At 70.7% G+C, this 23,930-nt stretch carries 23 protein-coding genes and 2 pseudogenes; 9 read left to right on the top strand and 16 right to left on the bottom strand.

Features of this window, described 5'->3' with window-relative positions; genetic code table 11:
- The first annotated feature begins 81 nt into the window (after nucleotides 1-81).
- The 4 genes and pseudogenes from A2U95_RS31380 to A2U95_RS31365 all read left to right on the top strand — a co-directional run.
- Nucleotides 82-771: a DJ-1/PfpI family protein gene (locus A2U95_RS31380; protein WP_166029337.1), complete on the top strand. Its 690-nt coding sequence runs from the start codon at nucleotides 82-84 to the stop codon at nucleotides 769-771.
- Nucleotides 772-836: 65 nt separating this feature from the next.
- Complete coding sequence (locus A2U95_RS31375; protein WP_166029335.1) at nucleotides 837-1,154, top strand: hypothetical protein; 318 nt, start codon at nucleotides 837-839, stop codon at nucleotides 1,152-1,154.
- Nucleotides 1,151-1,621, top strand: a complete 471-nt coding sequence (locus tag A2U95_RS31370) for a hypothetical protein (protein WP_166029333.1) — start codon at nucleotides 1,151-1,153, stop codon at nucleotides 1,619-1,621. Before A2U95_RS31375 ends, A2U95_RS31370 begins: the two co-directional genes overlap by 4 nt.
- Before the next feature lie 569 nt (nucleotides 1,622-2,190).
- Nucleotides 2,191-2,742 (top strand): annotated as a pseudogene (locus tag A2U95_RS31365) (alginate lyase family protein); the annotation flags it as partial.
- A gap of 45 nt (nucleotides 2,743-2,787) precedes the next feature.
- Here the strand turns inward: A2U95_RS31365 and A2U95_RS31360 are convergent.
- Nucleotides 2,788-3,861: a polyprenyl synthetase family protein gene (locus A2U95_RS31360; RefSeq protein WP_420857085.1), complete on the bottom strand. Its 1,074-nt coding sequence runs from the start codon at nucleotides 3,859-3,861 to the stop codon at nucleotides 2,788-2,790.
- Nucleotides 3,862-3,863: 2 nt separating this feature from the next.
- On the bottom strand, nucleotides 3,864-4,904 hold the full coding sequence (locus tag A2U95_RS31355) for a tetratricopeptide repeat protein (protein ID WP_166029329.1): 1,041 nt from the start codon (nucleotides 4,902-4,904) through the stop codon (nucleotides 3,864-3,866).
- A gap of 370 nt (nucleotides 4,905-5,274) precedes the next feature.
- Between A2U95_RS31355 and A2U95_RS31350 the strand changes: the two are divergent.
- Nucleotides 5,275-5,729, top strand: a pseudogene (locus tag A2U95_RS31350) (alpha/beta hydrolase); the annotation flags it as partial.
- Between the two features lie 540 nt (nucleotides 5,730-6,269).
- Here A2U95_RS31350 and A2U95_RS31345 read toward each other — a convergent pair.
- The 5 genes from A2U95_RS31345 to A2U95_RS31325 form a co-directional block, all read right to left on the bottom strand.
- Nucleotides 6,270-6,845, bottom strand: a complete 576-nt coding sequence (locus tag A2U95_RS31345) for a hypothetical protein (protein WP_166029327.1) — start codon at nucleotides 6,843-6,845, stop codon at nucleotides 6,270-6,272.
- Complete coding sequence (locus A2U95_RS31340) at nucleotides 6,842-8,239, bottom strand: hypothetical protein (RefSeq protein WP_166029325.1); 1,398 nt, start codon at nucleotides 8,237-8,239, stop codon at nucleotides 6,842-6,844. The genes A2U95_RS31345 and A2U95_RS31340 overlap by 4 nt, the downstream gene beginning before the upstream one ends.
- Entirely contained in the window at nucleotides 8,236-9,045 is an 810-nt protein-coding gene (locus tag A2U95_RS31335) for an ABC transporter ATP-binding protein (protein WP_166029323.1), read from the bottom strand. The genes A2U95_RS31340 and A2U95_RS31335 overlap by 4 nt, the downstream gene beginning before the upstream one ends.
- 67 nt (nucleotides 9,046-9,112) lie before the next feature.
- Nucleotides 9,113-9,949: a zf-HC2 domain-containing protein gene (locus tag A2U95_RS31330; protein WP_166029321.1), complete on the bottom strand. Its 837-nt coding sequence runs from the start codon at nucleotides 9,947-9,949 to the stop codon at nucleotides 9,113-9,115.
- A complete protein-coding gene (locus A2U95_RS31325) occupies nucleotides 9,946-10,506 on the bottom strand; it encodes an RNA polymerase sigma factor (RefSeq protein ID WP_277351012.1) in 561 nt (186 codons plus the stop codon). The genes A2U95_RS31330 and A2U95_RS31325 overlap by 4 nt, the downstream gene beginning before the upstream one ends.
- Nucleotides 10,507-10,835: 329 nt before the next feature.
- Here A2U95_RS31325 and A2U95_RS33930 point away from each other — a divergent pair, with 329 nt between their 5' ends.
- Nucleotides 10,836-11,192 carry a helix-turn-helix domain-containing protein gene (locus tag A2U95_RS33930; protein ID WP_420857084.1) on the top strand — a complete coding sequence of 119 codons (357 nt, stop codon included), beginning with the start codon at nucleotides 10,836-10,838 and terminating at the stop codon, nucleotides 11,190-11,192.
- Between the two features lie 543 nt (nucleotides 11,193-11,735).
- Here the strand turns inward: A2U95_RS33930 and A2U95_RS31315 are convergent.
- The 5 genes from A2U95_RS31315 to A2U95_RS31290 form a co-directional block, all read right to left on the bottom strand.
- Complete coding sequence (locus tag A2U95_RS31315; RefSeq protein ID WP_166029319.1) at nucleotides 11,736-12,806, bottom strand: CU044_5270 family protein; 1,071 nt, start codon at nucleotides 12,804-12,806, stop codon at nucleotides 11,736-11,738.
- Nucleotides 12,803-13,681, bottom strand: a complete 879-nt coding sequence (locus A2U95_RS33645; protein WP_338104505.1) for an RNA polymerase sigma factor — start codon at nucleotides 13,679-13,681, stop codon at nucleotides 12,803-12,805. The genes A2U95_RS31315 and A2U95_RS33645 overlap by 4 nt, the downstream gene beginning before the upstream one ends.
- Nucleotides 13,682-13,792: 111 nt before the next feature.
- Entirely contained in the window at nucleotides 13,793-14,440 is a 648-nt protein-coding gene (locus A2U95_RS33495; RefSeq protein ID WP_277351011.1) for a nuclear transport factor 2 family protein, read from the bottom strand.
- Nucleotides 14,441-14,476: 36 nt separating this feature from the next.
- On the bottom strand, nucleotides 14,477-15,553 hold the full coding sequence (locus tag A2U95_RS31295) for a winged helix DNA-binding domain-containing protein (RefSeq protein WP_166029315.1): 1,077 nt from the start codon (nucleotides 15,551-15,553) through the stop codon (nucleotides 14,477-14,479).
- Nucleotides 15,554-15,579: 26 nt separating this feature from the next.
- Complete coding sequence (locus A2U95_RS31290; protein ID WP_166029313.1) at nucleotides 15,580-16,314, bottom strand: alpha/beta fold hydrolase; 735 nt, start codon at nucleotides 16,312-16,314, stop codon at nucleotides 15,580-15,582.
- 80 nt (nucleotides 16,315-16,394) lie between these two features.
- On the opposite strand from A2U95_RS31290, the gene A2U95_RS31285 reads away from it, so the two are divergent.
- Nucleotides 16,395-17,369: a helix-turn-helix transcriptional regulator gene (locus tag A2U95_RS31285; protein ID WP_166029311.1), complete on the top strand. Its 975-nt coding sequence runs from the start codon at nucleotides 16,395-16,397 to the stop codon at nucleotides 17,367-17,369.
- Nucleotides 17,370-17,730: 361 nt separating this feature from the next.
- On the opposite strand, the gene A2U95_RS31280 is transcribed toward A2U95_RS31285, so the two are convergent.
- Complete coding sequence (locus A2U95_RS31280; protein WP_166029309.1) at nucleotides 17,731-18,768, bottom strand: hypothetical protein; 1,038 nt, start codon at nucleotides 18,766-18,768, stop codon at nucleotides 17,731-17,733.
- Between the two features lie 195 nt (nucleotides 18,769-18,963).
- Between A2U95_RS31280 and A2U95_RS31275 the strand changes: the two genes are divergently transcribed.
- Nucleotides 18,964-20,201, top strand: a protein-coding gene (locus A2U95_RS31275) for an IS3 family transposase (protein ID WP_420857083.1) whose coding sequence is annotated in 2 segments (ribosomal slippage) — nucleotides 18,964-19,287 and nucleotides 19,290-20,201 — 1,236 coding nt in all. Because the reading frame shifts where the segments join, the coding sequence is not laid out codon by codon here.
- Nucleotides 20,202-20,428: 227 nt separating this feature from the next.
- Nucleotides 20,429-22,459, top strand: a complete 2,031-nt coding sequence (locus A2U95_RS31270) for a hypothetical protein (protein WP_166029307.1) — start codon at nucleotides 20,429-20,431, stop codon at nucleotides 22,457-22,459.
- Between the two features lie 260 nt (nucleotides 22,460-22,719).
- On the opposite strand, the gene A2U95_RS31265 is transcribed toward A2U95_RS31270, so the two are convergent.
- The 3 genes from A2U95_RS31265 to A2U95_RS31255 all read right to left on the bottom strand — a co-directional run.
- A complete protein-coding gene (locus A2U95_RS31265; protein ID WP_166029305.1) occupies nucleotides 22,720-22,953 on the bottom strand; it encodes a hypothetical protein in 234 nt (77 codons plus the stop codon).
- 460 nt (nucleotides 22,954-23,413) lie between these two features.
- A complete protein-coding gene (locus tag A2U95_RS33240) occupies nucleotides 23,414-23,719 on the bottom strand; it encodes an integrase core domain-containing protein (protein WP_420857082.1) in 306 nt (101 codons plus the stop codon).
- On the bottom strand, nucleotides 23,700-23,930 hold a 231-nt coding region (locus tag A2U95_RS31255), incomplete at its 5' end, for an IS30 family transposase (RefSeq protein WP_166029301.1). The genes A2U95_RS31255 and A2U95_RS33240, both read right to left, overlap by 20 nt.

The following is a 23,930-nucleotide window of genomic DNA, read 5'->3' as shown; positions in this document are numbered from 1 at the left end:
TCACCAGTGCCACTGGGCAGTCGCGGTGACAACCTGTTGACTTCAGGGCGTCGATGAAAAACGCCCCTGAAGGAATCGCCCATGCACATCCAGATCGTCCTGTTCGACGGCTTCGACCCGCTTGACGTCATCGCCCCGTACGAGGTGCTGTACGCCGGCGGCTCGGCCTCGGACGGCGCAGTCAGCGTCGAACTGGTCACCGCGGAGGGCCCTCGCGAGGTGGTCAGCGGCACCGGAGGGCTGGCGCTGCACGCCGCCGGCACCCTCGACCTGGAGCGCGCCGACATCCTTGTCGTGCCCGGCGCCTCCGGCCGCGTAGGCGAGCCCGGCGAGGTCCCGGAAGAGGAAGTGGACGCCGGCGAGCGGAAGCAGGACGAGTTCATCCCGGTGCTGCTGGGCCGGACGCTGACCACCGACCTGCCCGCACTCCTCAAACAGGCGATGGACGACCCGCACATCACGGTCGCCACCGTCTGCGGCGGCTCGCTGGTCCTGGCCATGGCCGGCCTGCTGGAGGGGCGTCACGCAACCACCCACCACATGGGCCTGGTCATGCTGGATGCCACCGGCGCCCACGCGGTCCACGCCCGCATCGTGGACGACGGCGACCTGATCACCGGCGCCGGCGTCACCTCCGGGCTCGATCTGGGTCTATACCTGCTGGAGCGCGAGGTGGGCCCCCGCATCGCGCACGCCGTCGAAGAACTCTTCGCCCACGAGCGGCGCGGCACCGTCTGGCGCGCCCAAGGGCCGACGCCCATCACCCTCTGAGCACTCGTCTGCTTCTCCGATCCGTCGCTCACCATCCCCCTCGCACAGTCAGGAAGAACATCACCATGTCCGTCGACGGCACCTGGAACCTGTCCATCTCCACCCCCATCGGCAAGATCAAGCCCGTGGTCGAACTCCGTGAACAGGACGGCGCCTTGACCGGCGTCGCGTCCGGAGCCGGCGAGGACGTACCACTCACCGACATCTCCCTCGACGGCGACCGGCTCACCTGGAGGCAGGCCATCACCAAGCCCATGCGACTGAACCTGGCATTCGACGTGACGGTCGACGGTGACACCCTCCGGGGTACCTCGAAGGCCGGCCGCCTCCCTTCATCGACGGTCACCGGCGAGCGCCGGACCGCCCCGGAGCACCAGGCGTGACCAAGTTCTTTCTGTCCCTGCACGTCCTGGCCGCCATCATCGCCGTCGGCCCGGTCACCGTCGCCGCAAGCATGTTTCCCGCGACGCTACGCCGCGCCCTCGGCGCCCCCGGCGACGGTGACGCCTCCACCACCCTGCGGACGCTGCACCGCATCTGCCGCGTCTACGCGGGCATCGGCATCGCGGTTCCCTTCTTCGGCCTCGCCACGGCCGGCAGCCTCGGTGTCCTCGGCGACACCTGGCTGCTCACCTCGATCCTGCTGACCACGGCAGCCGCCGGTCTGCTGCTCCTGCTGATCCTGCCCGCTCAGAACCGCGCCCTGAACGAGGCGACAGGCTCCGCCGCGCCGACGCCAACCACCGTGGCACCGCACCGACTCGCCATGCTCACCGGCCTCTTCAACCTGCTCTGGACCACCGTCACCATACTGATGATCATTCGTCCCGGCTCCACCACAGGGGCATGACCGTGCACCTCCAGCCTCCCCTCCACCTGCGCATCGCGGCTCACACCGAGCTGATCGTGATGCCGGCCAACGTGTTCACCATCCACCTGAAGCCCATCTCGTCCTTGATGGGCCCCACCCACGGCTGCGCCTACCTCTTCGTTGTGATCGCAACCTGGCGTTCCCGGCGGTACCCGGCCGCCGCCAAGGTCCTGGCCCTCGTTCCAGGCGCCGGCGGACTGCTCGCTGCTCACGCGGTGTCTCATCGTCGATGGAGGAGCGCGGCGGCCGGCGGCCGGGCCCCGGCGCCGCCCTCAAGGACCCCGCCGGCCGGCGTCCGGACCGCGGTGACAGCAGGGAAAGACCCGGAAGGCCGGGGCCCCGATCCGGACGGTACGGGGAGCGCGAGACACCGGAGCAACTCGCCCACCACACCGACAGGCCCGTGGTGTCCACGGCCGCCGCGGACTGACCCTCCTGTCACGCCCGCTGTCACGCTCTCCCCGGACTGCCTCCTGACCTGCGCAAACGCGCATCGCGGGCAGGGTGAGCGGCACGGCGTGACAGAGGACCGGGACCTCTTCCAGATGAACGAGGACTTCCTGCGCCGGCCGCACGACGGCGACCTCGGCCACCAGGAGAACGCCGCCACCGACAACCACGGCACCTTCTACGACATGCAGCTCGCGGCCCTCGCGTACGCGACGGGCGACGAGGACCTGGCACGCCGTACCGTCCGGCAGGCGGCGACCACACGCATCATCGCGCAGATCGCCGCCGCCGACGGCAGCCGGCCCCAGGAGCTGGCCCGCACCCGGAGCTGGCACTACTCCGCCTTCACCCTGGTCGCCCACACCCGGCCGGCCGCGATCGGCCGGCACGTGGGCGTGGACCTGTGGAGCTACGAGGGCCCGGACGGACAGAGCCCGTTCCAGGCCGTCGACCACCTGCTCCCCGCCGCCACCGAGGCCGCCGCCTGGCCGCACCCGGAACTGGAGCTCCACCGCTACGCCGCGACCGACGTCGTCCACGCAGCCGCCGACGCGGGAGACAGCCGGGCCCGTAAGGCCCCCGCTTCCTCGGAAGCGCCGCCGGGAGGCGACCTGCGGCTGCTGCGCCCACGCCGGAGCAGCCGGCCCTGATCGCCGGATGAGCGTCGGGGCCCGCCGTCCGGGCCCCGAACCTCGTCACTGGCTGCGCACCACCACACCGTCCAGCAACGCCCGCAGGTCGCGGGCCGGCCGGGCGGGAGCCCGGATCCGGTCGAGCTCCGACAGCGCCGAGGCCCTGCACCGCCGCGCCACGGCGAGCGCCGCCGCGCGTCCCCCCGCTTCCTCGGCCAGCTCCGCCGCCCTGGCCACGTCCCCGTCCGCTTCGAGCAGAGCGGCGAGACGACGGGCGGCGGGACGGCCGCTCTCCAGGGCGGACACCACCGGCAGGGTCTTCTTCCGCTCGCGCAGGTCCCCGTGCACCGGCTTGCCGGTGACGGCGGGATCGCCCCACGTGCCCAGCACGTCGTCCGCGATCTGGAAGGCGACCCCCGCCTGCCGGCCGGCCCGGTCGAGGCCGGCCACCACGGCGGGGGACGCGCCGGCGACCAGCGCCCCCAGGGCCAGCGAACAGCCCAGCAGCGAACCGGTCTTGCCCTCGGCCATGTGCCGGTACTCCGTGCTCCGCACGCGGCGTGGCCCGGTCCACGGGCGCCCCGCGAACAGCAGGTCGTCGGCCTGTCCGCGCACCAGGTCGCCCAGCGCCGCCGACAGCAGCCGTACGCCCTCGACCCCGCCGGCGGACGTGGCGAGGGTGTCGACGGCGAGCGCGAAGAGGGCGTCGCCGGCGAGGACGGCGGGGCCGGTCCCGTACGCCCGCCAGACGGCGGGACGGCTCCGCCGCACCGGGTCGCCGTCCATGATGTCGTCGTGCAGGAGCGAGAAGGCGTGCACCAGTTCCACCGCGACGGCGGCGGGCACCCCTGTCTCCGGGGGCGCCCCGGCGATCTCCGCACCGAGCACGGCCAGTGCCTGCCGTAGGCCCTTGCCACCGGGGGCGGTGACCGGCGCGCCGCCCACGTCGCACCAGCCGAAGGAGTAGGCGGCCATCTCACCGACCCAGGGGTGCAGTCGGCCGACGGCCTCCCGCAACGCCGGCCGGGTCAACCGCGCGCACCGGTCGACGATCTGGGCCGGTGCCGCCGGTGCCGCCGGTGCCGCCGGTGCCGCCGGTGCTGCCGGTACGGCCGGTGCCGCCGGTACGGCCGTCACCGTCACGCGGAGACCTCCCCGTCCGGGACGAACTCCGCCTGGGCCCGGGCGACCATCTCCCGGGCGTGCCGCAGTCCGATCCGCTCGGTCAGACGGGCGAGTTCGGCGAGTTCGGCCGCCGTCGCGGCGCGGTCACAGCCCAGTCGGGCCAGCGCCTTGGCCAGCCCGAGCCGGGCCAGCGTCTCACCGCGCGGCTCGGTCATCTCACGGAACTCCGCCAGCGCGTCCCGGTACAGGTCACGCGCCTCGGCGTAGCGCCCGGCGCGGTAGAGGACGTTGCCCCGCATCTTGAGGTTGTAGGCGAGAGCGCTCTTCAGTTTCATCTCCCTGCACGTGGCCTCGGCCTGCGACAGCAGGGACAGGGCCCGCTCGGTGTCGCCGTCGCGCACGGAGACGACGTCGGCGAGGCCGCGCAGGGCCCAGGCGTGCCCGCGCCGGTCGTCGGCGCGGGCGGATATCTCGGCCGCCTCGGCGAACAGTGCGTGGGCGCTGTCGTACTGGCCGGTGTTGCGCCGCATCTGGGCGATGCCCTCCAGCGCCCAGACGGTGTGGCGGGCCTCCCCGCGCTTGCGGGCCTCCTCGAGCAGTTGCTCGTGCAGCCGGCCCACAGCCTCGTAGTCCCCCTGGATGCGGCCGGTCTCGGCGAGACCCGCCAGCGAGTACCCGCGGACGACGACGTCCCCCGCCTGCTCGCCGAGCTCGGCGGCGAGTGCGAGCAGCCGGCGGGCCAGCGGGAACGCGCCTCGCTGGCGGGCCAGGGTGCCGCCGCTCCAGAGCGCCCAGGCCATGCCCGCGAGGTCTCCGGCCTCCCGGGCCGTGCGGTAACTCGCCTTCCAGGCCCGCTCGGCCTCGCGTACCTGCCCGAGGCGCCGGTGCGCTTCGGCGACCGCCAGGCCCGTGCGCGCCGCCTCGGCGGTCCGTCCGGCCCGTGCGGCCTCCTGCATCTGCTCGATGCCGGCCGCGAGCACGTCGGCCAACGGTGCGTTGACGGACAGGGTGGTGAGGGCGCCCTGGTACTCCGGGGCGAATGCCTTGCCGTACATCAAAACCTTTCCGTTCGGTGGCCCGGACCCCCCCCGTATACACATCGCGTATACGTCAGGTGTATAGTCCGGCGGCCGTCAACCCTTCTGCTGAAGGAAGGAAGAGAGGGCTGCGGCCCGTTCGTCGTCCCTCAAGACGCAGGACCTCGGTCCGCGGTTGCCTCCGCTGATCGACGAAAGGCGCGACGACACCGAGCGCACACACCAGCCGGACGGTGGGCCTCCTCCGCGAGCGAGGAGGCCCACCGCCCGCCGCCCTGCGTCAGCACTGCTCGTCGTCTCGATGCCGATGATGCGGTTGCACCGCTCCAGCAGCACGAAGAGCTTGGTCGTCCAGGTCGTCCCACCGCTGCCGAACGTCAGGGTGACCGTGCGGGGCCGGCTCAAGGGCTTCTACGCCGCCCTGTCCGCCGACACCATGCCCGCCCAGGACGAGCCCGATCCCCACTTCGTCACCCACGGCGGCCGACTGCGTGACCGTTTCTCCGCCGCCGTCCTCCCGGCCTGGCTGACCGAGGACGAACTCGACGCCCACGCCGGAGAGTTCGAGCGCACCGGCCTGACCGGAGCCCTCAACCGCCACCGCAACACGGACCGAGACAGGGAAGACCTCGCCCCCACCGCGGCGCCCCGATCAAGCAGCCGCCCCTGTTCATCGGCAGCGCCATGGACGCCTCCACCACCTGGATGTCCGACGCCATCGACGCCTTCCCCACCCCCCTCCCTGGCCTGACCGCCTCCCACCTCACAGAGGGCTGCGGCCACTGGATCCAGCAGGAACGCCCCGAGGGGACCAACCATCTGCCGACCGGCCGGCTCAACACCTCACGGGCTGAACCGCCAGGCGCGGCCGGGGCTTGGGCGCACGGAACGGTTCGGCCCGCGTACCCAAGCGCAGCGGCTACGGCCGGGTGCTGCGTGATCCTCACGGATGACCAGTTGCGAGGGTTCTGCGAACACCCCGGAGCCGCTCACGAATCCGCAGGTCGCCGTTGGCGGAACCCCTGGCAAGACCAGCATGCTGTGCGAGACGGTTCTGACGGACTGCGCCGGTCGACCTGACCGAAGGACCTGACTGGTGCGGAGGTCGTTCCTGGTCCTTGACGGCCTGGAACCGACGGCACCTACCCCGCCGGGCCCGGCCCCGAGGCGCGGAGCTGCACGCGGTTTCCGCGACGCGTCCGGCTCGGCCGGACCTTGGTGGTGGCGCCCGACTCCTGCCGCTCCCGACTTCGTGACGATGTGGTCGCCGTACCAGCCGTGGACCGCGGGTGACCACCGTCATCGTCCGGCCTATGCGCACTTGCTCACGGACTGTCGCCGATCCTGTGCGAACGGCGCTCCGTCTTCGACCGTCCGGTCCGGCTACCGTCTCGGCCCCGCCAGGGCGTAGGCCGTGGTGCCGGCGACCGTGAGGACGAGGGCCGTCCAGGTGCCCGCCGCCGTGCCAGGCGGGAGCAGCATCCAGGTCGCCACCTGCATCGGCACACTCGTGGCGGGTGGGGCGAAGAACGAGAACGCGAGCCAGGCGAACGGCAGCGTCCACCCGAACTGCCCGCCCGAGAGTGCCGCGCCTAGAGCGACCAGCCCCATCAGGCCCGCGCTGTCCCGAACGACGAACGCGGTCGTGGCCATGTCCTCGCCCACCGCTTGCACGGCCAGCACCGCCGTGGCGACGATCCCGCTGCTGAGCAGCACGTGCGCCGCTCTGCGGGGTGCCCAGCGGAGCGCGGCCGTCCGGTCCAGCGCGAGGTCCTGCCCGCTGAGCCCGATCGAGACCGCCATCGCCGCCGCGGCGAGGACGAGCACGGGCGGCCGTGGGTCCCACGGCTCTGTGCCGCCGTCCCTGGCGAGCGCCCACACCGCCATCGCGCTGATCATCACTGCGGCGAGTGACGCGGGCACCTGCCGGGAGCGTGCGTACAGCGTCAGCCACCTCACTGGGACGCACCGCCCTTCAGCGCGTCGAACGCGCCGCCCTCGCAGGAGAACGCGGCGGCGCGCATCGCGTTGATCCGCGCGCGCTGCTCGTCCCGCGAAAGCGCCTCGAGCTCTCTCCACACCGGGCGGGCCTCGGCGTCGGCCTCGCGGCGCAGGCTTGCCGGCCCTGCGCCGGGAAGCGACTTGAGGTCCCCGAGGACCCAGCCCACCGCGACGGTCCGCGCGAAGTCGTCCTCTCCGAAGCCGCTCCAGCCGACGGGATCACACCCCGGCACCATGCCCTTGGCGATCAGGGCCCAGGTCAGCTCCTCGCCCTCCGCGGCGGCGATGATGTCCTCGTCGAAGTCGAAGAGCACGGTCTCCTGGGACCACCGCGGTGTGGAGCCGTCCGGCAGTACGGCGGTGTTCTCCCGGATGGAGACCGGTGCACGGTCGCCCAGGGCTTCGTGCAGCAGGCGCAGCGCCTCCTTGCCGGGCCCCGCCAATCCGGGGAGCCGTCCCTGGTGCGTCTTCGTCACGCACACCGGGCCGTCGCACACCGGCTCCGCGGCGGCCTCGTCGACGACGTACATCCGGCGCGGGTCGGAAGGGAGGACGAGCAGAGCGATCACCGCGCCTGCCAACAGTGGTGTCAGGGCGATCAGCCGGGTGCGCGAGGTGGTGGCGGCCAGCAGCCCGAAACCGGTCGCGGCCAGGCCCAGCAGCCAGATCGTCTGCCCGACGTGCACGGACGCGGAGAGCGTGACCAGTACGTCCCGCACCTCCTGCACCGCCGGGGACAGCAGCGAGACCCGGTTGGGTTCCGTGACCGGGACGCCCGACGCCGTGTACGTTTGCGTCCGGCCCAACGACATGTGCATCAGGGCCGAGAAGACGAAGGCGCCCATGGCCAGCGCGGGAGGGGTGAGCGCGGATGGCAGGGCGCGACCGGCCCCCATGCCCAGCGTCGCCCCTGCGGCGAGAGAGAGGGCTCCCACCAGCGCGATCGGCAGCCACCCGAGGTGTGCGTACTCGGTATGGGCGAGCACCTGGACCGCGCCGACGAGGACGAGGAGCGCGAAGGCCGACGCCAGTGCGATCGCCGTCGTGCCCGCCACCGTGGCCGCGCGGTGCCAGGCGGGCCGCGGTGTGCTCGTCAGCAGCTCGGACATCTTCGAGCGGTGGTCGCGCAAACCCTGCAGCGCGCCGAGCCCCACGGCGAGCGGCCACAGGTAGAACAGCAGGCCGCGGGTGGTCAGGGCCAGGGACGTCCACTGGGCCGTCCACGCCGTGCTGCCCTTCCACCATGCGCCGTCCACCAGGTACAGGAACGCCAGTGCACTCGTCAGGACCAGGGCGCCGGCCCAGGGGGCGACGGAGCGCTTCAGCTCGGTGCGCAGGACGCGTGCGTTCACCAGGCGCCCCTTCCCCGCTCGGGGCCCTGGAGCAGGGCCGAGTAGCCGCGCTCCAGTGGGCTGTCGCCCACGTGCTCGGGACCACCCGCAGCGGCCAGCTCGCCCGGGGTGCCCTGGAAGACCAGTCGGCCCTCGGCGAAGAGCACCACGTCGGTGCAGGCGGCGGCCACGTCCTCCACCAAGTGGGTGGAGACGAGCACGCAGGTGTCCGTGCCCAGCTCCTGCAACAGCTCGCGGAAACGCAGCCGCTGTGCCGGGTCCAGACCGACCGTCGGCTCGTCCAGCAGCAGGATCGACGGGTCGTTCACGATGGCCTGGGCGATGCCGACGCGCCGCACCATGCCGCCCGACAGGGCCTTCATCCGCTCGTCGGCACGGTCCGCCAGACCCACCCGCTCCACGGCGCGTTGCACCGCTGCGGGGATCTCCGCCTTGGGCACTTCCTTCAGCCACGCCATGTATTCGACGAACTCGCGCACGGTGAACCGCTTGTAGTAGCCGAACTCCTGCGGCAGGTAGCCGATCCGGCGGCGCAGCGCACGGTGCTCACCCATGCCGCCCACGGACTCGCCGAGCAGCTCCAGGGTGCCCCGGGCGGGGCGCAGTACGGTGGCCAGCGCCCGGATGAGGGTGGTCTTGCCCGCCCCGTTGGGGCCGAGCAGGCCGTGTACGCCGGTGCCCAGTGACAGGTCGAGGCCGTCGACGGCCATCCGTTTCCTGCCGGCCCTCACCTTGAGCCCTGTGGCCTTGATCTGCCAGGCGTAGGCCGTCGGCACGAGGTCGGCCGCGTTCACTGCGGCAATCATGGGGAATCCTCTCCGATGTCGTTTCCGGTGGTTGACGAGGTGTCCGTCCTGGCGGACTCTCCGGTCGTCAACGGTGGGCTCCCAGCGCGGAGTACGCGCCCTTACGGGCGAGCACGACACCGGTGCCGAGCGCGAGGACCAGCGCCCACACGGGCAGACCGCCCGTCTGCAGAGCAAAGGTCGTACGGCTGGTGGCCAGCGTCGGCGCCACGACGACGGCCACCCACACAGCGACCAGCGCGACAGCGGCGCGCGTCACGCCGATGACACCGCCCAGCGCCAAGGTCGTCGAGGTGAAGGCCAGACAAGGCAGCAGCCACTGCACGGCCGTCATCCCGGAAACCCCCGCCACGTATCCGCCCAGGAACAACGCGGGAACGACGACGGCGAGCACGGACACAGTGCGCCGCAGCACCAGGTACAGCCCCGCCCTCGGCGCGGAGGCCGTCAGCTCGTACGCCGGATCCAGACCGCGCGACCAGGATGCCGCGACGCCGAGCACGGGCAGGACCGGGGCGAGCAGCAGCATCAAGGACACCTCACCGGAGCCGAACCTGGCACCGGTGCCCGCCAGATCGAGCAGCAGCGCAAGCAGTGTCACGCTCACCACCATGACCAGCCACGGCACCATCGCGGGTGTCAGCCACCTCGCCAGTCGCGGCAACCAGCTCCGCCGCCGCATCGTGGTCGCGGCGGCCAACTGGGGCCCGAGGTCGGACCAGACCGTGTCTATCAGCGCCACCACGGCCGGCGCCCGCGTCGCGACGGCGGCCGACAACCGGTCCCGGCACACCTGGCACATCTCCAGATGGGCCTCCAGGGCCCACACCTCGTCGACGGCGATGTCCGTGTCACCGCGCGCATATTCGTTGATGATCCGCATCGACGCGTGTTCCACGCTCATGCCAGCGCCTTCCGCATCGCGATCCGGGCCCGGCGAGCCCGGGTTTTGACCGTGCCCTCGGGCACCCCGAGCAGGACCGCGGTCTCCCGGACGGTCAGCCCGTCGAGCACCATGGCCTGCAGCACCTGTCTGAGCTCCGGCGCGAGGCGCCGCAGCGCGTCCCCGACGTCACCCCCGACACTCGCCGCGAGCACCTCCTCCTCGGCAGCGGGCGCCAAGGACCGCGAGGCCGCCGCAGGTGGCGGCTCCGCGTGGTGGGCCCTGCGCCGGAACGCATCGACGAGCCGACGCGCCGCGATCGTCCACAGCCAGCCCACGGCCGTCCCCCCGACCGCCGTCCCGGCGAACGCGCCCGCCGCGCGCCACACCGCCAGATACGTTTCCTGCATCACCTCGGCGACAATCTGCTCGTCCGCGCACCGACGCCGCAGCCGAACCGCCATCCACGGCGACGTACGCCGGTACAGCTCCTCGAACGCGACACGGTCACCCTTGGCCACCAGCCGGACGAGACCTTCCTCATCCAGCTCGCCCAGCGCCTTCCTGCCTGATCTCACACCCACAAGACGTCGCGCACGGCCGGCGGGTTTTACATCCGTTGTGACTCCCGCCACATGTGAAGTGACATGGAAGCCTGACCCGAGGCAGCAGTCCGTGCTCGACCGGCGGCCGTTACGTCCATCCGAGACCGACGAGCGACAAGGCCGGACGGCATCCGATCCAGAACCTGACCCCGGCGGGCAGAAGGCTCTGGCCGACGGCAACGAGCTGCCTCCCCGACCACGAGCGCTACGCCGGGCACCGAGTCCGGGAAGGAGCCCGCGGCGCGATCGGCGGCACGCTCCCCTTCCGGCAGCGCCACCGCTCCACGCCGCAGGCGTGGGCTTTGCGGTGTCGGATCGTCCTGGCCTGCGCGGCTGGTGCGTCGAACAAGGATGTCGCCGCCCACCTCGGTTCGACACCGCATGCGGTGGGCCGGTGGCGGGCGAGGTCCGTCGGGCACCGGATCGCCGGCCTGGGTGACATGCCGCGGTCCGGCGGCCCCGGAACGGTCACCGACGAACAGGTCGCCGCGGTGGTGAAGCGGACGCTGAAGTCGACGCCGAAGAATGCCACGCACTGGTCCACGCGGGCGACGGCTCAGGAGACGGGCCTTTCGCAGTCGACCGTGTCGCGGATCTGGCGGGCCTTCGGCCTGCAACCGCACCGCACAGAGGCGTTCAAGCTGTCGACCGACCCGTAAAGTTCTTGATCAAGCTGGACCAGGAGGTCCCTGCGGACCTGGACGTGCGCCTGGTGCCGGACAGCTACGCCACCCATGTGAAGTGCCAGTGCCAGTGTCTGAGTGTCACCACTCCGACGTCACCCACGCTCGAGAATCCGCTCCCGGCCTGGCGTGAATGGCATCGATCTACTGGCGCTCAGCGGCATCAGGCGCTGGCAGGTAGTGGCACCAGGCGGGACAGCTCGGCAGCACGTCCCATCCACGACGACGGGACGGGATGGTGCGACCTGAGCATCGACTGCCCCGGCACGGGTGTCCCGCACGCGGCCGTGCCTCAGCCCCCACTGCAGAGGACGAGTCCCGCGCCCCAGGTGCCCCGGCGTGCTCGGCCTCGGCGAGCGCGACGTCGGGTGCTCCGTCCGTGCCGGACCGCCCACAGCCCGCCGAGCGCGCTCGGGACGGCGAGGGGCGCCCCGCCCGGTTCCCCTTCGGGACGGCAGGGCGCCGCCTCGGCGCTTCCCGGCACAGCATCTGTCATGCGGTCAGGTCAGGGCCGTCGCGTCAGGCCGTGGTCCCCGGCTTCTCGCGGAGGGCGTCGACCACCGCGCGTTCCAGGACCGCCGACTCGTTCGTCACGGTGCCCTTCTTGCCCATGGAGGTGTCCCGGGTGAGGTAGGTCCGCTCGCCCAGGTACTCCAGGGTCTTCGCGTCGAAGATCCAGGCGGTGCGCCAGCCGGCGCGCTCGTCGTCGCGGGCCACGCCGATGCCCTGCCGGCCGGCCGCGTCCACCGCGTCGGAGTCCACGCTCACGCCGGGGATCCTCGCCGCGGCCCTGTACAGGGCGGCTGCGGTCTCCGGAGGCATCAGGGTCTCCCGCAGCAGCCCGCCGATGGCCTCGAAGGCGTCCTGGTCCGGGTTCCGCTCGTCGGCCGGGACGTCGCGCGCGTCCTGGTCCGCGGTGATCTCGGCGGCGAGCCGGCGGAGCAGGGCGTCGGGGTCGGTGGGCAGGGAGGCCAGCCAGGAGTACGTCGGGCGGTTGAGGCCCGCCGGTGAGCCGACGGGCTCCTCGCCGTCCGGGACGCCGACCGTGATCGGGAAGTACGTGCCGTCCTGGTGGATCAGGCCCTCGTCGACCACCGGCCCGGACTTCTGGGTCATCCAGACCTCGCGCTCACCGGGCTTGCCCAGTTTCACCGGACCGCCGAACACGCCCTCGTTCTCGGCCTGCAGCGTCCTCACGTACACGAACTGGCCGTCGGTGACCTTCGGCGCGTCGCTCTTCGAGGCGACCGTGGCGATCCGGTCCAGCAGCATGGTCGCACCGCGAGGGGCCGTCGCCGAGGAGCGGGCGGTGGAGGGCGCCGGGTTGTGGTCCTGCCCGGTCATGGCGAGGCTGGTGAACAGGACCCCGCCCAGGGCCAGACCGGCGGCGGGCAGCAGGACGGCGGGCCGCGGGAGGCGGCGCCGGGGGCGTGCGGTGGCGCGGTCGTGGTCCTGGTCGATCAGCTGCATCAGCTTTTCCTTGTGGTGGAGATGGCGGCCCGGGGGCAGGTCCCGTTCGGCCGGGACCGGCAGCAGCCGGGCCAGTTCCTCGCGTTCGGCCCGGTCGGGGCCGGAGGCACGGTCGTTCATCGGGCTTCCTCCTGGATGGGCAGGACCACGAATGCGGCCCTGCCCTCTACCTCTCCGCGGCGGGGACGGGGTTCCCTGCCGGGACGGACGCTTTCTCGCGGGCGCGCGGTGCGGGCTTCCCCGGCGGGATAGGGGGGCCCGGCCTCTCCGGAGCGTGGGGCCCTGGTGTCTTCGGGACGCGTGGGCGCGGCGTCCTCGGGGCACGTCGGGCGGCCGGGCGTGCCGTCCCGGGGTTGTACGGACGCGCCCGGTCCGAGGCGTGTGGACCCGCTGCCGTCCCCGGGGCGTGCGGGCCACGCCGGTTCTCCGGGGCGCACGGCCGGCGCGAACCCACCCGCTGCGCTGCCCAGCCGTTCGTTCGTGAGCCGCCGAAGCCGCTCGCGGGCGCGGGACAGCCGCGACCGCACCGTGCCCACCGGGACACCCAGTGCCTCGGCGGCCTCCGCGTAGTCGAGACCGGACCAGACGCAGAGGGCCAGCACCTCGCGGTCCTGGTGCCGCAGTCCGTCCAGCGCCTGCCGGACCGCGGCGAGCCGCCGGGTGTCGTCGACGTGTCCGGCCGTGGCGTCCGCGATGTCCGCGACGGGGTCCGGGGCGGGGCGGCGGGCCAGGAAGGCCCGGCGCCGCCCGGTGCCCCGATTGGCATTGCGCGCCTTGTTCGTGGCGATGCCAAGCAGCCACGGCAGCAGCGATTCGCCCTCCGGTTCGACGGCGTGCCGGGTGCGCCAGGCGGCGAGGAAGGTCTCGGACATGACCTCCTCGGCCGTCGACCAGTCGCTGGTCAGCCGGTAGGCATGGTTGTAGACCGGCCGCGCGTACTCCTCGTAGAGCGCACCGAACGCCTGGCGGTCGCCCGCCCTGATGCGTGTGCGCATGCGCTCCCGGTCTTCCTGATCGTCACATCTCACACCTCTACCTCTCCGGCCGGTCCGGCAAGTTCCCGTGACCCCTGCCACATCCCCCGGGGCCGGCCGACCGGTCGCCCGTCAGATGCCGGCGGCCGGGGCGAACTCCTCCGGCAGGTGCGGTGGCGTCCCCCGGGTCGACGCGATCCGCAGGGCGGTGGCGGAGATCCGCCAGCCGTCTGCCGTCCTGACCAGCTCGGTGCCGGTATGCCCCGCAGAGACGAAGACGCTGTCCGAGCCGTCCGCGAGGACATGGGTGCTCAGCTGGGCGCCACGAGCCGTGGCCCTGCCGCCGTCGACCTCGATGACGGTGTTCGTGCCGAGATGCACGGTCCGGGCGAACAGCGCCATGCCCTGCCGCACGCGGGCCAGCACGGCACCGCGGCCGTGGACGGCGCCTGGCGGGCAGCTGCGTGCATGAAGGAGAGGTAGACCCCGTAGCGGTGGGACGACCAGTTCCTGTCCCGCAGACCCAGCGGGCGACCGACCCGTCGGGATCGTGACCCGTCTCCCGGCCGATCGCCTGGGCCAGAGACCGCAGACGCCGGGCCGAAACACGGTCCAGGATGAGTGGTGCAGGGCCTGTCGGCGGCGGCACCGTCTTGCCGACGAAGTACAGAAACTGGATCTTCCGCCGGCGCGTCGCCTCAGACGGCCGCCGCCCTGGGCCCTGCCGGACGGCCGTGGCCACCACCGCGCGCCGTCCGGACGAGGCAGCGACTGGGCCATGTGCGGCCGCACTTTTCGGATCGGGATGCGGGTCGGCTATGGGGTGGGCCGCAGGAAGCCGACGACGGCCTCCTTTTCCCTCTCGACACCCTGCTCGAGCTGAGGCGGGACAGGCTCGAACGCGTCCACCTGGACGGAGCGCGAGCCGGGGCCACGGGTCCAGGTGGCGATGGCCAGGCCGTCGGCGATGACGGTGGGGCGGACGAGGCCGCCTCCTGGCCGGACGCGGGCCTGGTGGAGAGCGGGGACGGACGCCTCGCGGGTGCGGTAGCCGGTCAGGTAGTTGTCGTAGGCGGGCAGCATGCGAACGTCCGGGGTGTCAGACGGGGGTGGGAGTTCTTGCACCTGCCCGGCGAGCACGGTCAATGCGCCGTACTCGGTGATCACGTCGGATTCCGCCAGCGTTTTCCAGGCCCTGCGGGCCCAGGTGACCGGCAGTCCGGACCAGGCGGCGAAGTCCTCCGAGACGGCGGGGGCGTGCGCGGCCAGGTACCGGCGGGCCAGCTCGGCGAGAGCATCGTCGCCCTCCCACCGGAAGCGCCTGGTGGAGGGCAGCCAGTCGTCGAGCAGCACGTACGTGGCCTCACCGGCGCGCTGCGGACCATGGCAGAGGACGCCGGTGAGTGCCGCGTGGCGGATGAGGTGGAACGCCGCCTGCCCGTCCGGCGGAACACCGAGGGTGGTGAGGCGTTCGGTCAGCTCGGCCCGGGTGAGCGGGCCGTGCGCGGCAAGAGCACGCCGGATGAGATGGTCGGCGCGCCGGCGCAGGTCACCGCCCAGGCCCAGTTGCTGGTAGCGGCGGCTGGTCGCGGCAAGGATGCGCGGGGACAGCAACGGCAACACCCAGCGCGCGTCGTCGCCGGGGATGGTGTGCAGGGTGCCGCGCATGTACCAGTTGCGGACGATGCTCCGTTCCTTCTCGTAGGCCGTGCGGATGGCCTGGGCGGTGATGTCCCGGCCGCGTACCCGGATGCCCAGGCCGGCGGCCGTGGCGTCCTGGGCCTGGATGGCGAAGACCCGGCGGACGACCGCCTCGGCGGAGTCCTCCCGTGCTCCGCCGGCCAGGGCCTGGGCGTGGGCCCGCAGCCGGCGGACGCTCCCGTGGTCAGGCACCGGGCTGTGCCTCCGGGCCGGCGCGGTCAGGAGACGGCCTTGTCGAGGACGCGGGCGAGTTCGGCGGGCGCGGACAGCATCGGCCAGTGCCCGGTGGGCAGGTCGAAGCGCCGCCACGGCGGCTGGCTCAGGTAGGCCAGCATCGGCACCCCGGCATCCAGCAGCCCCGTGAAGTCACGGCAGGCGACCAGGACACGGTCCACACCGGGACCGGGCTCGGCCGGGCCGGTGAGACGCTGGACATAGGTGCCGAACGGCTGAGGGGTGGCACGCGAGCGCAGAGCGTCCCGCCGGCCCTCATCGAGCCCGTCGAGGCTGCCGGACGAGCCCAGGACCTCAAACGGCGGCATCGGCAGCCGCCACCCGTCGCCGGCGGCGTCGACCTGCTGGCGCAGCTGGTCAGCTGCCTGCGGTGGCATGAGGTCGAGCATGCACATGTCTGCGGCGAACGGGGCGCTGTCCACGTAGATCACGCGCTCCAGCCGGTCGCCGAGACGTCCGGCGGCCCCGGTGACCGGGGCCGCCGCGTAGCTGTGGGCGACCAGCGTGACGTCGCGCAGATCGGTCCGCTCGACGAAGCCGGTGATGTCCGCGATGTGCGTGTCCAGGTCCGTCTCGGGTCCGCCCTGGTCGGCGCGCTCGGCCAGGCCGGTCAGGGTCAGCGGCAGCGCCGTGTGGCCGCGCTCGCGCAGAGCGCGGGCGGTGTCTTCCCAGGCCCATGCCCCGAGCCAGGCGCCGGGAACGAGTACGAAGGTGGCCATGCGATCTCCCTGAAGTGAGGTGCTGCGGGGAGCGTAAGGTCGATACAGGACAGAATCCGCCCTGAAACGCTGAGTGATCCATGTCGCATCCCCTCACCCGTGTGCTGACCCTGCTGGAACTCCTCCAGTCCAACGCCCGGCTCACCGGGACGGAGCTGGCCGACCGGCTGGACACCGACGTGCGCACGGTGCGCCGGTACACCGCCCACCTGCGGGAGCTGGGCATCCCCGTGGAGGCCGAGCGAGGTCGCTACGGCGGCTACCGGCTGGCCCGCGGCTACCGCATGCCACCTCTGGTCCTCACCAACGACGAGGCCCTCGCCGTCGTCCTTGGCCTGCTCGCCGCAGAACGTCTGGGCATGGGCACCGCCGCGCCGGCGACTGCCGGTGCCCTGGCCAAGATCGAGCGGGTGCTCCCGCACGCCCTGCGCGAACCGCTCGCCGCTATGCGGGAGACCCTGTCGTTCACCGCCAACGCCGTGATCGGGCAGGCACCCGGCACCGGCGTCCTGCTGGCCCTGGCCCAGGCATCCCGCGCCCGCACGACCGTCGGCATCAGCCATCAGTCCTGGCGCCAGGAACACACCGAACGCGACATCGACCCCTACGGCGTGGTCTTCCACACCGGCCGCTGGTACGTCATCGGCCACGACCACCTCCGCGATGGCCTGCGCACCTTCCGCATCGACCGCATCGCCTCCGTCACCCCCCGGGCCGACAGCTTCACCGCACCCGACGGCTTCGACCCCGTGGCCCATCTGACCTCCACCCTCGCCCAGGGGTCCTACCGCTGGCAGGTCGAGGTGACGATCCACGGCCCCCTCGATGAGATCGCCCGCCGGCTGCCCCGCTCCGCGGTGACCCTCACCGCCCAGCCCACCGGTGTCCTGATGCACGCACGGGCAGAACGGCTGGACGGCATGGCCCACATGCTCGCCTCCCTGGAATGGCCCTTCACCATCCACCAACCCGACGAACTACGGCAGGCGCTCAAGAACCTCGCCGCCCAGCTCACCGCAGCCGCCCAGCGGAGACCGGAAGAACTACCGCAGTGAAGACCGGATCCACTGGGCAGGACCGGAAGCGGCGAAACGGCGTGACGAAGGAACCGGTGACCGAACTCGGGAGCGGGCGCGCGCTCCGTCTGCCACGCACCAGGGTGGTGCCCCTGCCCGCTCCTCCGGCCGTGCATCAAGCGGCGGGGGTCTCGCACTGCCTCCGGGAGCCGTTGACGGACGACTCCCGTTCTCGCGCACGGAGCCACCCCGGACAAGCTGGTGAACGCCTTGCGACGCTGACGCCGGAGCGGGCCTGGAGAGCGTTCAGGCATCCTCCTCCCACGGAACGACAAAACGGTGCCCGCACCCCGAGCGAGGGGTGCGGGCACCGTTTTGTCGTTTCACGGCATCCGGAGACTCACCCGGCGGAGGGGAGCTTCAGATCGGTGCAGCCGTGCAGCTTCACCGAGCGTTCGGCGAAGGCCGCCAGGGTGTCGACGAGGAAGCGGGGCTTTGCGCCGTGTACGTACTCGGTCGCGGAGATGGTGAGGAGCGCGTCAGGGGCGCCGGGACAGGAGGCCGTCGCATACGCCCGGTTGGGGGCGAGCCCGGAGGGCTCCTCCCACGGCTTCAGGTCGTCATTGGCGGCGCGCCGGGCCTGCGCGTAGAGCCCGTAGTCGGCCGACAGCCAGTAGAGCACCTCGTCACGCGCCTTGGTCTCGCCCAGTGCGCAGCGCTCCGTGAGGGCTGCTGCGGAAGCCGGGGTCTCCTTGACCCAATGGACCCAGAGGTCGTCGTTGGGGATTCCCAGGCCCGCGCAGGTGCCGGAGGCGCTCTGCGGCCACGAGCTGCTCCTCGGCTCCGGAAGGGGCGGAATGCGGTCACCCGGTTCGGCCTCGCACGACCAGTGGCGGGCCGCCTTCCGGGCGATGCCGGCGGCCAGTTCGGCCACCTGGCGGGCCCCCGTCGGGGTGGCGTGCGAGTCGTCGCTCTCGGCGTCGACGGCTATGTACCCGGGCTTGTTGGTGCAGGGCAGCACGATGCTGGTGCTGTGCAGGTCCGTGTGGCCGGTCCAGCCGCCGCCGAGTCCCACCGGCAGGAAGTCGCGCGACCTGGGGCCGAGCTCGGCGAGAATGCCGTCCACGCGCTCGGGCGCCGTGTCCGCCTCGGCAGGTATTCGGCCGACGGACACGTACAGGTCGGCCACTTTGCAGCGGTGGTAGACGTCATCGCCGGTGCCGTGCTGCAGGTCGACGGAGAGGCTGGTCTCCGTGTCGTAGCCGGTGAAGACGGCCGACTCCTCGAGCGGGAGAAGGCCGGCGCAGTAGGAGCTCAGCTTCTCCTCGTACCGCCAGCGCTCGCCGGTCTCGCTCGTCCGGTACCAGACGTAGCCCGCGACCAGGACGACCGCCAGGGGAAGCGTCACAAAGAGAGCGGCGCGGCGAAGTTTCTTCATCAGGCCCCCGATCATCTGCCGTTGGTGATCCGCACACCCTATGTGCCAGCACATGGAGGAACGCCGGGTATGCCGTCTCAGTTGTATTGCAGCCTGATGGCCTTCTAGCAGGTCTCTGATCTGGGAGCCTCCCCCTGAATGGTGGACACGCTGATACTGGATCTGCTTGATCCGGAGAAAGCGAGACCATCGCCGATGGCGATGAAGGACTACTCGGACGAGTTCAAGGCCGATGCCGTGACCCTGTTCGAGTCCACACCCGGGGCGACCTACAAGAGCGTCGCCGCCGACCTGAGCATCAACAGGAACACCCTGCGGACCTGGGTCCAGCGAGACCGCGAACGCCGCGGTGCCAACCAGACCGTCACACGAACCGCAGCCCGTTCTGCCCAGGTGACACCGTCCTCGGACCCGGACGAGCGGATCCGGCAGCTCGAAGCCCGGGTGGCCGAGCTCGAGGCGAGTGAGCGCAAGCCCGCGACCGAGCGGGACATACTCCGCAAGGCAGCCAAGTATTTCGCCGGGGAGACGAACTGGTGATCAGCCGCTTCCAGTTCGTCGACGACCACCGGGACGCCTTCGAGGTGAAGCGGCTCTGCCAGGTCCTGGACGTGAACAGGTCCGGCTACTACAAGTGGCGGGCCGGCCGGGAGGCCAGGGCCGCGAGGCAGCGGGCCGACCAGCGCCTGGCCGCCAGGATCCGCGAGGTCCACGCCGATTCCGGTGGCGCCTACGGCTCCCCGAGGGTGACCGCCGAGCTCAGGGACACCGGCCTGCACGTCAACGAGAAACGCGTCGCCCGCGTCATGCGGACGTTCTCCATCACCGGCGTCCGCCTGGGCAGACGCATCCGCACCACTCTCTCCGACCTGGCAGCTTCCCAGGTCCCGGGCCTGTTCCAGCGGGACTTCACCGCCACCGAGCCGGGCCGCAAATACATGGGCGACATCACCTATCTGCCCCTCGTCGGCGGCGAGTTCCTCTATCTCGCGACGGTGCTGGACTGCTTCAGCCGGAAGGTCGTGGGCTGGTCCATCGCCGACCACATGCGCACCGACCTGGTCGCCGACGCTCTGAAGATGGCGGCCCGCACCCGCGGCGGCCTGGACGGCTCCGTGTTCCACTCCGACCACGGCGCCCAGTACGGGGCGAGGGCTTACGCCGGCCTGTGCGACCAGCTGGGTGTCACCCGGTCCATGGGCGCGGTCGGCTCCAGCGCGGACAACGCGGCCTGCGAGAGCTTCCACGCGTCCCTGAAACGCGAGACCCTCCAAGGCGCCCGCCACTACGGCGACGCCGCCATCTGCAGAAGGACCGTCTTCGCCTGGCTGACCCGCTACAACACCCGCCGCCGGCACTCCGCCAACGGCCACCTCAGCCCCGACGAACACGAACGACGACACCACGCCGCTAAGCTCACGCTCGCCGCGTGATCAATGACCGCGTGTCCACCACCCTGGGGGAAGGCCCGCTCACTGTCGTCCTGTGGTGGGACTGAGCCCGACTCGGAGCACAACAAAGGTCCCAGTCAGGCAGATTGACCTCGTCGGCTTGGACGCCGCTTGCGACTCCCATCCGGCTGGCAGACCTCGCTACCGGTACGGCAACAGTTTCTTGAGCCTGCATCCGGCAATCTTTGCTGAGCAGGTAAGGTCCGGGAATGTTCTATCCCGGGTCTGAGCCGGAACTGATCACCGGCATGAGCAAGGCTGGTCTCGCCAGCCATCAACAGATGCTGATTCAGGCGACGCTCAGGGCAGTGCACCCCGGAGCCTATGCCAGCCAGCATGCTGCAGCGGGAGGAGCAACCGTGCTCTCCCTCGGACGCGCCGAAGCCGTGCTCCGCTCCCGCGCCAGCGGGCGCCACTCCAGGCCTCAACCGCATACAGAGTTGGCTTTCGCGGTGATTCGCAGCGCGTTGAAGTCTGTGCAGATGCTGGAGCCTGTCGTAACCCGCGACCGGAAACCACTCGAGGACGTGCGTGACCTGTTGAGCGAGGTAATCGCCCAGGGCGAAGGTGGGCTCGAGGGGACAGTTCGCTGCGGTGAACTGGCCGATGAACTGAAGTCACTCGTACCCGCAGTGAAGTGCACGGTTTTGGATCTCTTCGAGCAGGCATGGGAGACGGCGCTACCCGCGAAAGCGGCCGAGCGGGCGGTTGCCGAGGTTGCGAGCCTCGCCGTCTGGCGCGGCCGGGACTACGAGTGCTTGCTTGCCGATGTACAGCGTTTCCTCCAGCAGATTCCCGCAGGCAAGGCTCTGCTGTCAGTTCTGTGTCCCATGCAGCGCCGGATACGGGTGGCAGCCGTCGTGGAAGGTTCACGCACGCTGGCTCATCTGGACGAGTTGTTTGACGCAGGTGCCGACATCCGACAGTTTCCGATCGGGAAGAGGGAACCTGACGGATGGGGGCAAGGCACCTCGAGGCTGAAGGAATTCGCGTCACTGCATGGACATCACCGCAACAGGGACGCCCGAGCGGAGGAACGGTCGGCCGCTGCCGTCCTGCTGACCCTGCGGGTCACGGCCCCCGACCGCGGTACGGCTGTACATGTAGCCAGGAGGGGCATCGAAGAAGCACTCGACGCCTACATGGCCGGTAACCGCATTGCCGAGCTGCGACTTCGGCCCGAGATACTGGTGTACGAGGAAACAGGCAACCGCTCCCGTCAATACACCTTGCGTGGGCCTGCAATCAACACAGCACGCCCGCTGACCAGTCACTGGCCTGCAGAAATCCGTGAATGCCTGCGTACGGCCCACATCGCACGCTCCACGTCCTCACCGCTCACCAGGGCAGCCCTCTCCTGGGCCGCTCTTGAGGCGGCCGGCATCAAGCACGGTTACAAAGATAATGCACCGCACGTTCGTCTTGCCCGGGCTCTGAGCCTTCAAGCATTGCGCCAACAACTGATCAGTTCTCACCAATGTGTACGGACGGTCGCCACAGCGACCTGCCGAGCGGTGAAACGGCGTGCAGAGGATGCTTCCCGCGCGGTGCGCCGCATGGAGCAGCACCTCGGGGACGAGAGCGCCCCACTGACATTGGAACAGCAGCTGATGCAGGTGCGTGAACGCGCCACCCTCGCCCACCAGAAAGCGGCCGACGCCGACAATCTGTATCTTCGGCCGCTCAGCGAGATCGACTTGGCGGCCACCGTCAACGAACACGGCCTGCTGTGTGACCCCAACCGATGGGCCGACATACTCGCAGCCTCCCCTGAAGCAAGCGAAGAGATCAAAGCTGGCTCCGAGGCATTGGTCTGTCTTCACTCAGTCCTTCCTGGTCTGCCTGCCCACGAACTCGCCGTATGGCGCGCACGCCTGACCAATCCTAGGAAATGCGCGGAATGGCTCACCGAAACGGAAGAAAGGTATCGAGCTCAACTCAGCTGGATGTATGTGGTGCGTAACACGGCATTGCACCAGGGAGTGTTCACATCGGTTGCTGACAGTCACGATGCTCATGGAGCCAGTGGCACCGTCGACCTCATGCTGGAAGTCCTCGGAAACTGGTACTCCGTGGCCAATGCCGCGGCGCTGCCAGAATCGACCTGGTCAGCCCCTGAAGTCATCATTTCATTGGCTCAGCGGCAGCAAAATCTGATCCAGCGCCTCAAGGCCGGGATGGCGGATCTGAACTTCACACACCTGACTAGCCCTACGTCGAATGGGCATGACAGGCAATGAGGTGAAGCAGCACAAGAAGGTAGGGAGCGTCTTTCCTGTTGGACGACCCGCCAGAGCGGACAGGGACTCGAACCCTGGTCTCTCCCAAGTGGATCGGGGCGACTGCGAGTCGCTACACCCGAGGTGTCCGATCCTGTGGAAGACCGTACCCGATTCGCTGCCGAAGCTACAGAGGAGGCCTGCGCCGGCCAGGGCGATGATGGTCTTTGCCCGGCACGCAAACCGATCCGTAGGCCTTGTCGCATGTGTCAGGCATGTCCTCACCTCATCAGCTGCCAGCGGTGCAGTGCGTCGCTGTGCAGCGTCAGCCAGGAGCCGTCTCTTCGAGGGCGAGCGGGGCAGCCAGTCCTGGGGTAATCGAATTCGGCGGGCGGCTGCAGAGCGCCGTCGTCCAGGAGCAGGTGCGGGTTGTCCGCCGTGTCCTGCTCCTCGACCGCGGCGGCCACCATACGGCTGCCGTCCAGGAAGCCGGGACGGCAGCCCGCGAAGCGCAAGCCTCTGGCAGGACGTCCTTGGCTTCGGCTATGACGTCCTCCTTCAGGCCGGTCTCGTCTTGCAGTGGCTGAGTCGTTCCCTTCCGACGTCCAGCTTGAGCACTGCCTCTGTTGAGGCTCGCTTCGGTATGCGGGTGGCTTGGTCATGGACGAGGGCCGTGCGCGACAAGGGTTGATTACGCGACCAGGCAGACGCCGGCGAGGCGGCAACTTCCTCAACCCGCGTCGAGTGCATCTGAATGCGAAGAGGTGAGCTGGGCCATGCGCCATCGGACTGCGCCGGAGATTAAGTCGTGCTGCCAGAAGGCAAGCGCCCGGACGCTCACCAGACGGTCGAGGAGTTCGGCCGCTTGGCCGGGGGAGTGGCCGCAAAGACGCGCGATGTCCTCCAGGTCAGCGGAATCCATGGGGTGAGACGCCTGAGCTTGCTCCGCTTTGACGGACGCGGTGATTGTGTCGGTCAGGCCGCGAGAGCGGTCTCGTGGTCGGTGGGGCTGCGGTGGCCCAGGCTGCTGTGCAGGCGGCGGATGTTGTACCAGTCCTCGATGTACTCGAAGATCGCCGTGCGGGCTGCGGCCTTGCTGGACCAGACGTGGCCGTCGGCGGGGACGAGTTCGCGTTTGAGGGTGGCGAAGAAGGACTCCGCGAGAGCGTTGTCCCAGCAGACTCCGGTCTGTCCGACGGACAGCCGTATGCCCATCCGGCCGGCGACGGCGGCCGGTTCCCGGTTGGTGTACTGACCGGATTCAATCGGTCGTTGCAACACCGGTTTGGAGCAACAGTAGCTGCTCGTTGAACGCCTCGGCTGGCGTCTTCCAGCCGAGGGTTTTGCGGGGTCTGGTGTTCAGAGCGTGGGCGACAGCCTCGAGCTCCTCGGCGGACCACCTCGAGAGATCCGTTCCCTTCGGGAAGTACTGGCGCAGGAGCCCGTTGGTGTTCTCGTTCGTGCCGCGCTGCCACGGACTGTGAGGATCGGC

It is taken from the genome of Streptomyces chilikensis (genome assembly GCF_001642695.1).
In the GTDB taxonomy this organism is placed as follows: domain Bacteria; phylum Actinomycetota; class Actinomycetes; order Streptomycetales; family Streptomycetaceae; genus Streptomyces; species Streptomyces chilikensis.
Note: the sequence above shows the minus strand (reverse complement) of the source record. Positions and strands in the feature narration are given on the sequence as shown.

Coding starts and splice junctions, on each gene's coding strand:
- A2U95_RS31380 (WP_166029337.1), top strand. CDS start 82: ATGCACATCCAGATCGTCCTGTTCGACGGCTTCGACCCGCTTGACGTC.
- A2U95_RS31375 (WP_166029335.1), top strand. CDS start 837: ATGTCCGTCGACGGCACCTGGAACCTGTCCATCTCCACCCCCATCGGC.
- A2U95_RS31355 (WP_166029329.1), bottom strand. CDS start 4,904: ATGTACGGCAAGGCATTCGCCCCGGAGTACCAGGGCGCCCTCACCACC.
- A2U95_RS31335 (WP_166029323.1), bottom strand. CDS start 9,045: ATGATTGCCGCAGTGAACGCGGCCGACCTCGTGCCGACGGCCTACGCC.
- A2U95_RS31330 (WP_166029321.1), bottom strand. CDS start 9,949: ATGAGCGTGGAACACGCGTCGATGCGGATCATCAACGAATATGCGCGC.
- A2U95_RS31315 (WP_166029319.1), bottom strand. CDS start 12,806: ATGAACGACCGTGCCTCCGGCCCCGACCGGGCCGAACGCGAGGAACTG.
- A2U95_RS33645 (WP_338104505.1), bottom strand. CDS start 13,681: ATGCGCACACGCATCAGGGCGGGCGACCGCCAGGCGTTCGGTGCGCTC.
- A2U95_RS33495 (WP_277351011.1), bottom strand. CDS start 14,440: ATGGCCCAGTCGCTGCCTCGTCCGGACGGCGCGCGGTGGTGGCCACGG.
- A2U95_RS31290 (WP_166029313.1), bottom strand. CDS start 16,314: ATGGCCACCTTCGTACTCGTTCCCGGCGCCTGGCTCGGGGCATGGGCC.
- A2U95_RS31285 (WP_166029311.1), top strand. CDS start 16,395: ATGTCGCATCCCCTCACCCGTGTGCTGACCCTGCTGGAACTCCTCCAG.
- A2U95_RS31280 (WP_166029309.1), bottom strand. CDS start 18,768: ATGAAGAAACTTCGCCGCGCCGCTCTCTTTGTGACGCTTCCCCTGGCG.
- A2U95_RS31270 (WP_166029307.1), top strand. CDS start 20,429: ATGTTCTATCCCGGGTCTGAGCCGGAACTGATCACCGGCATGAGCAAG.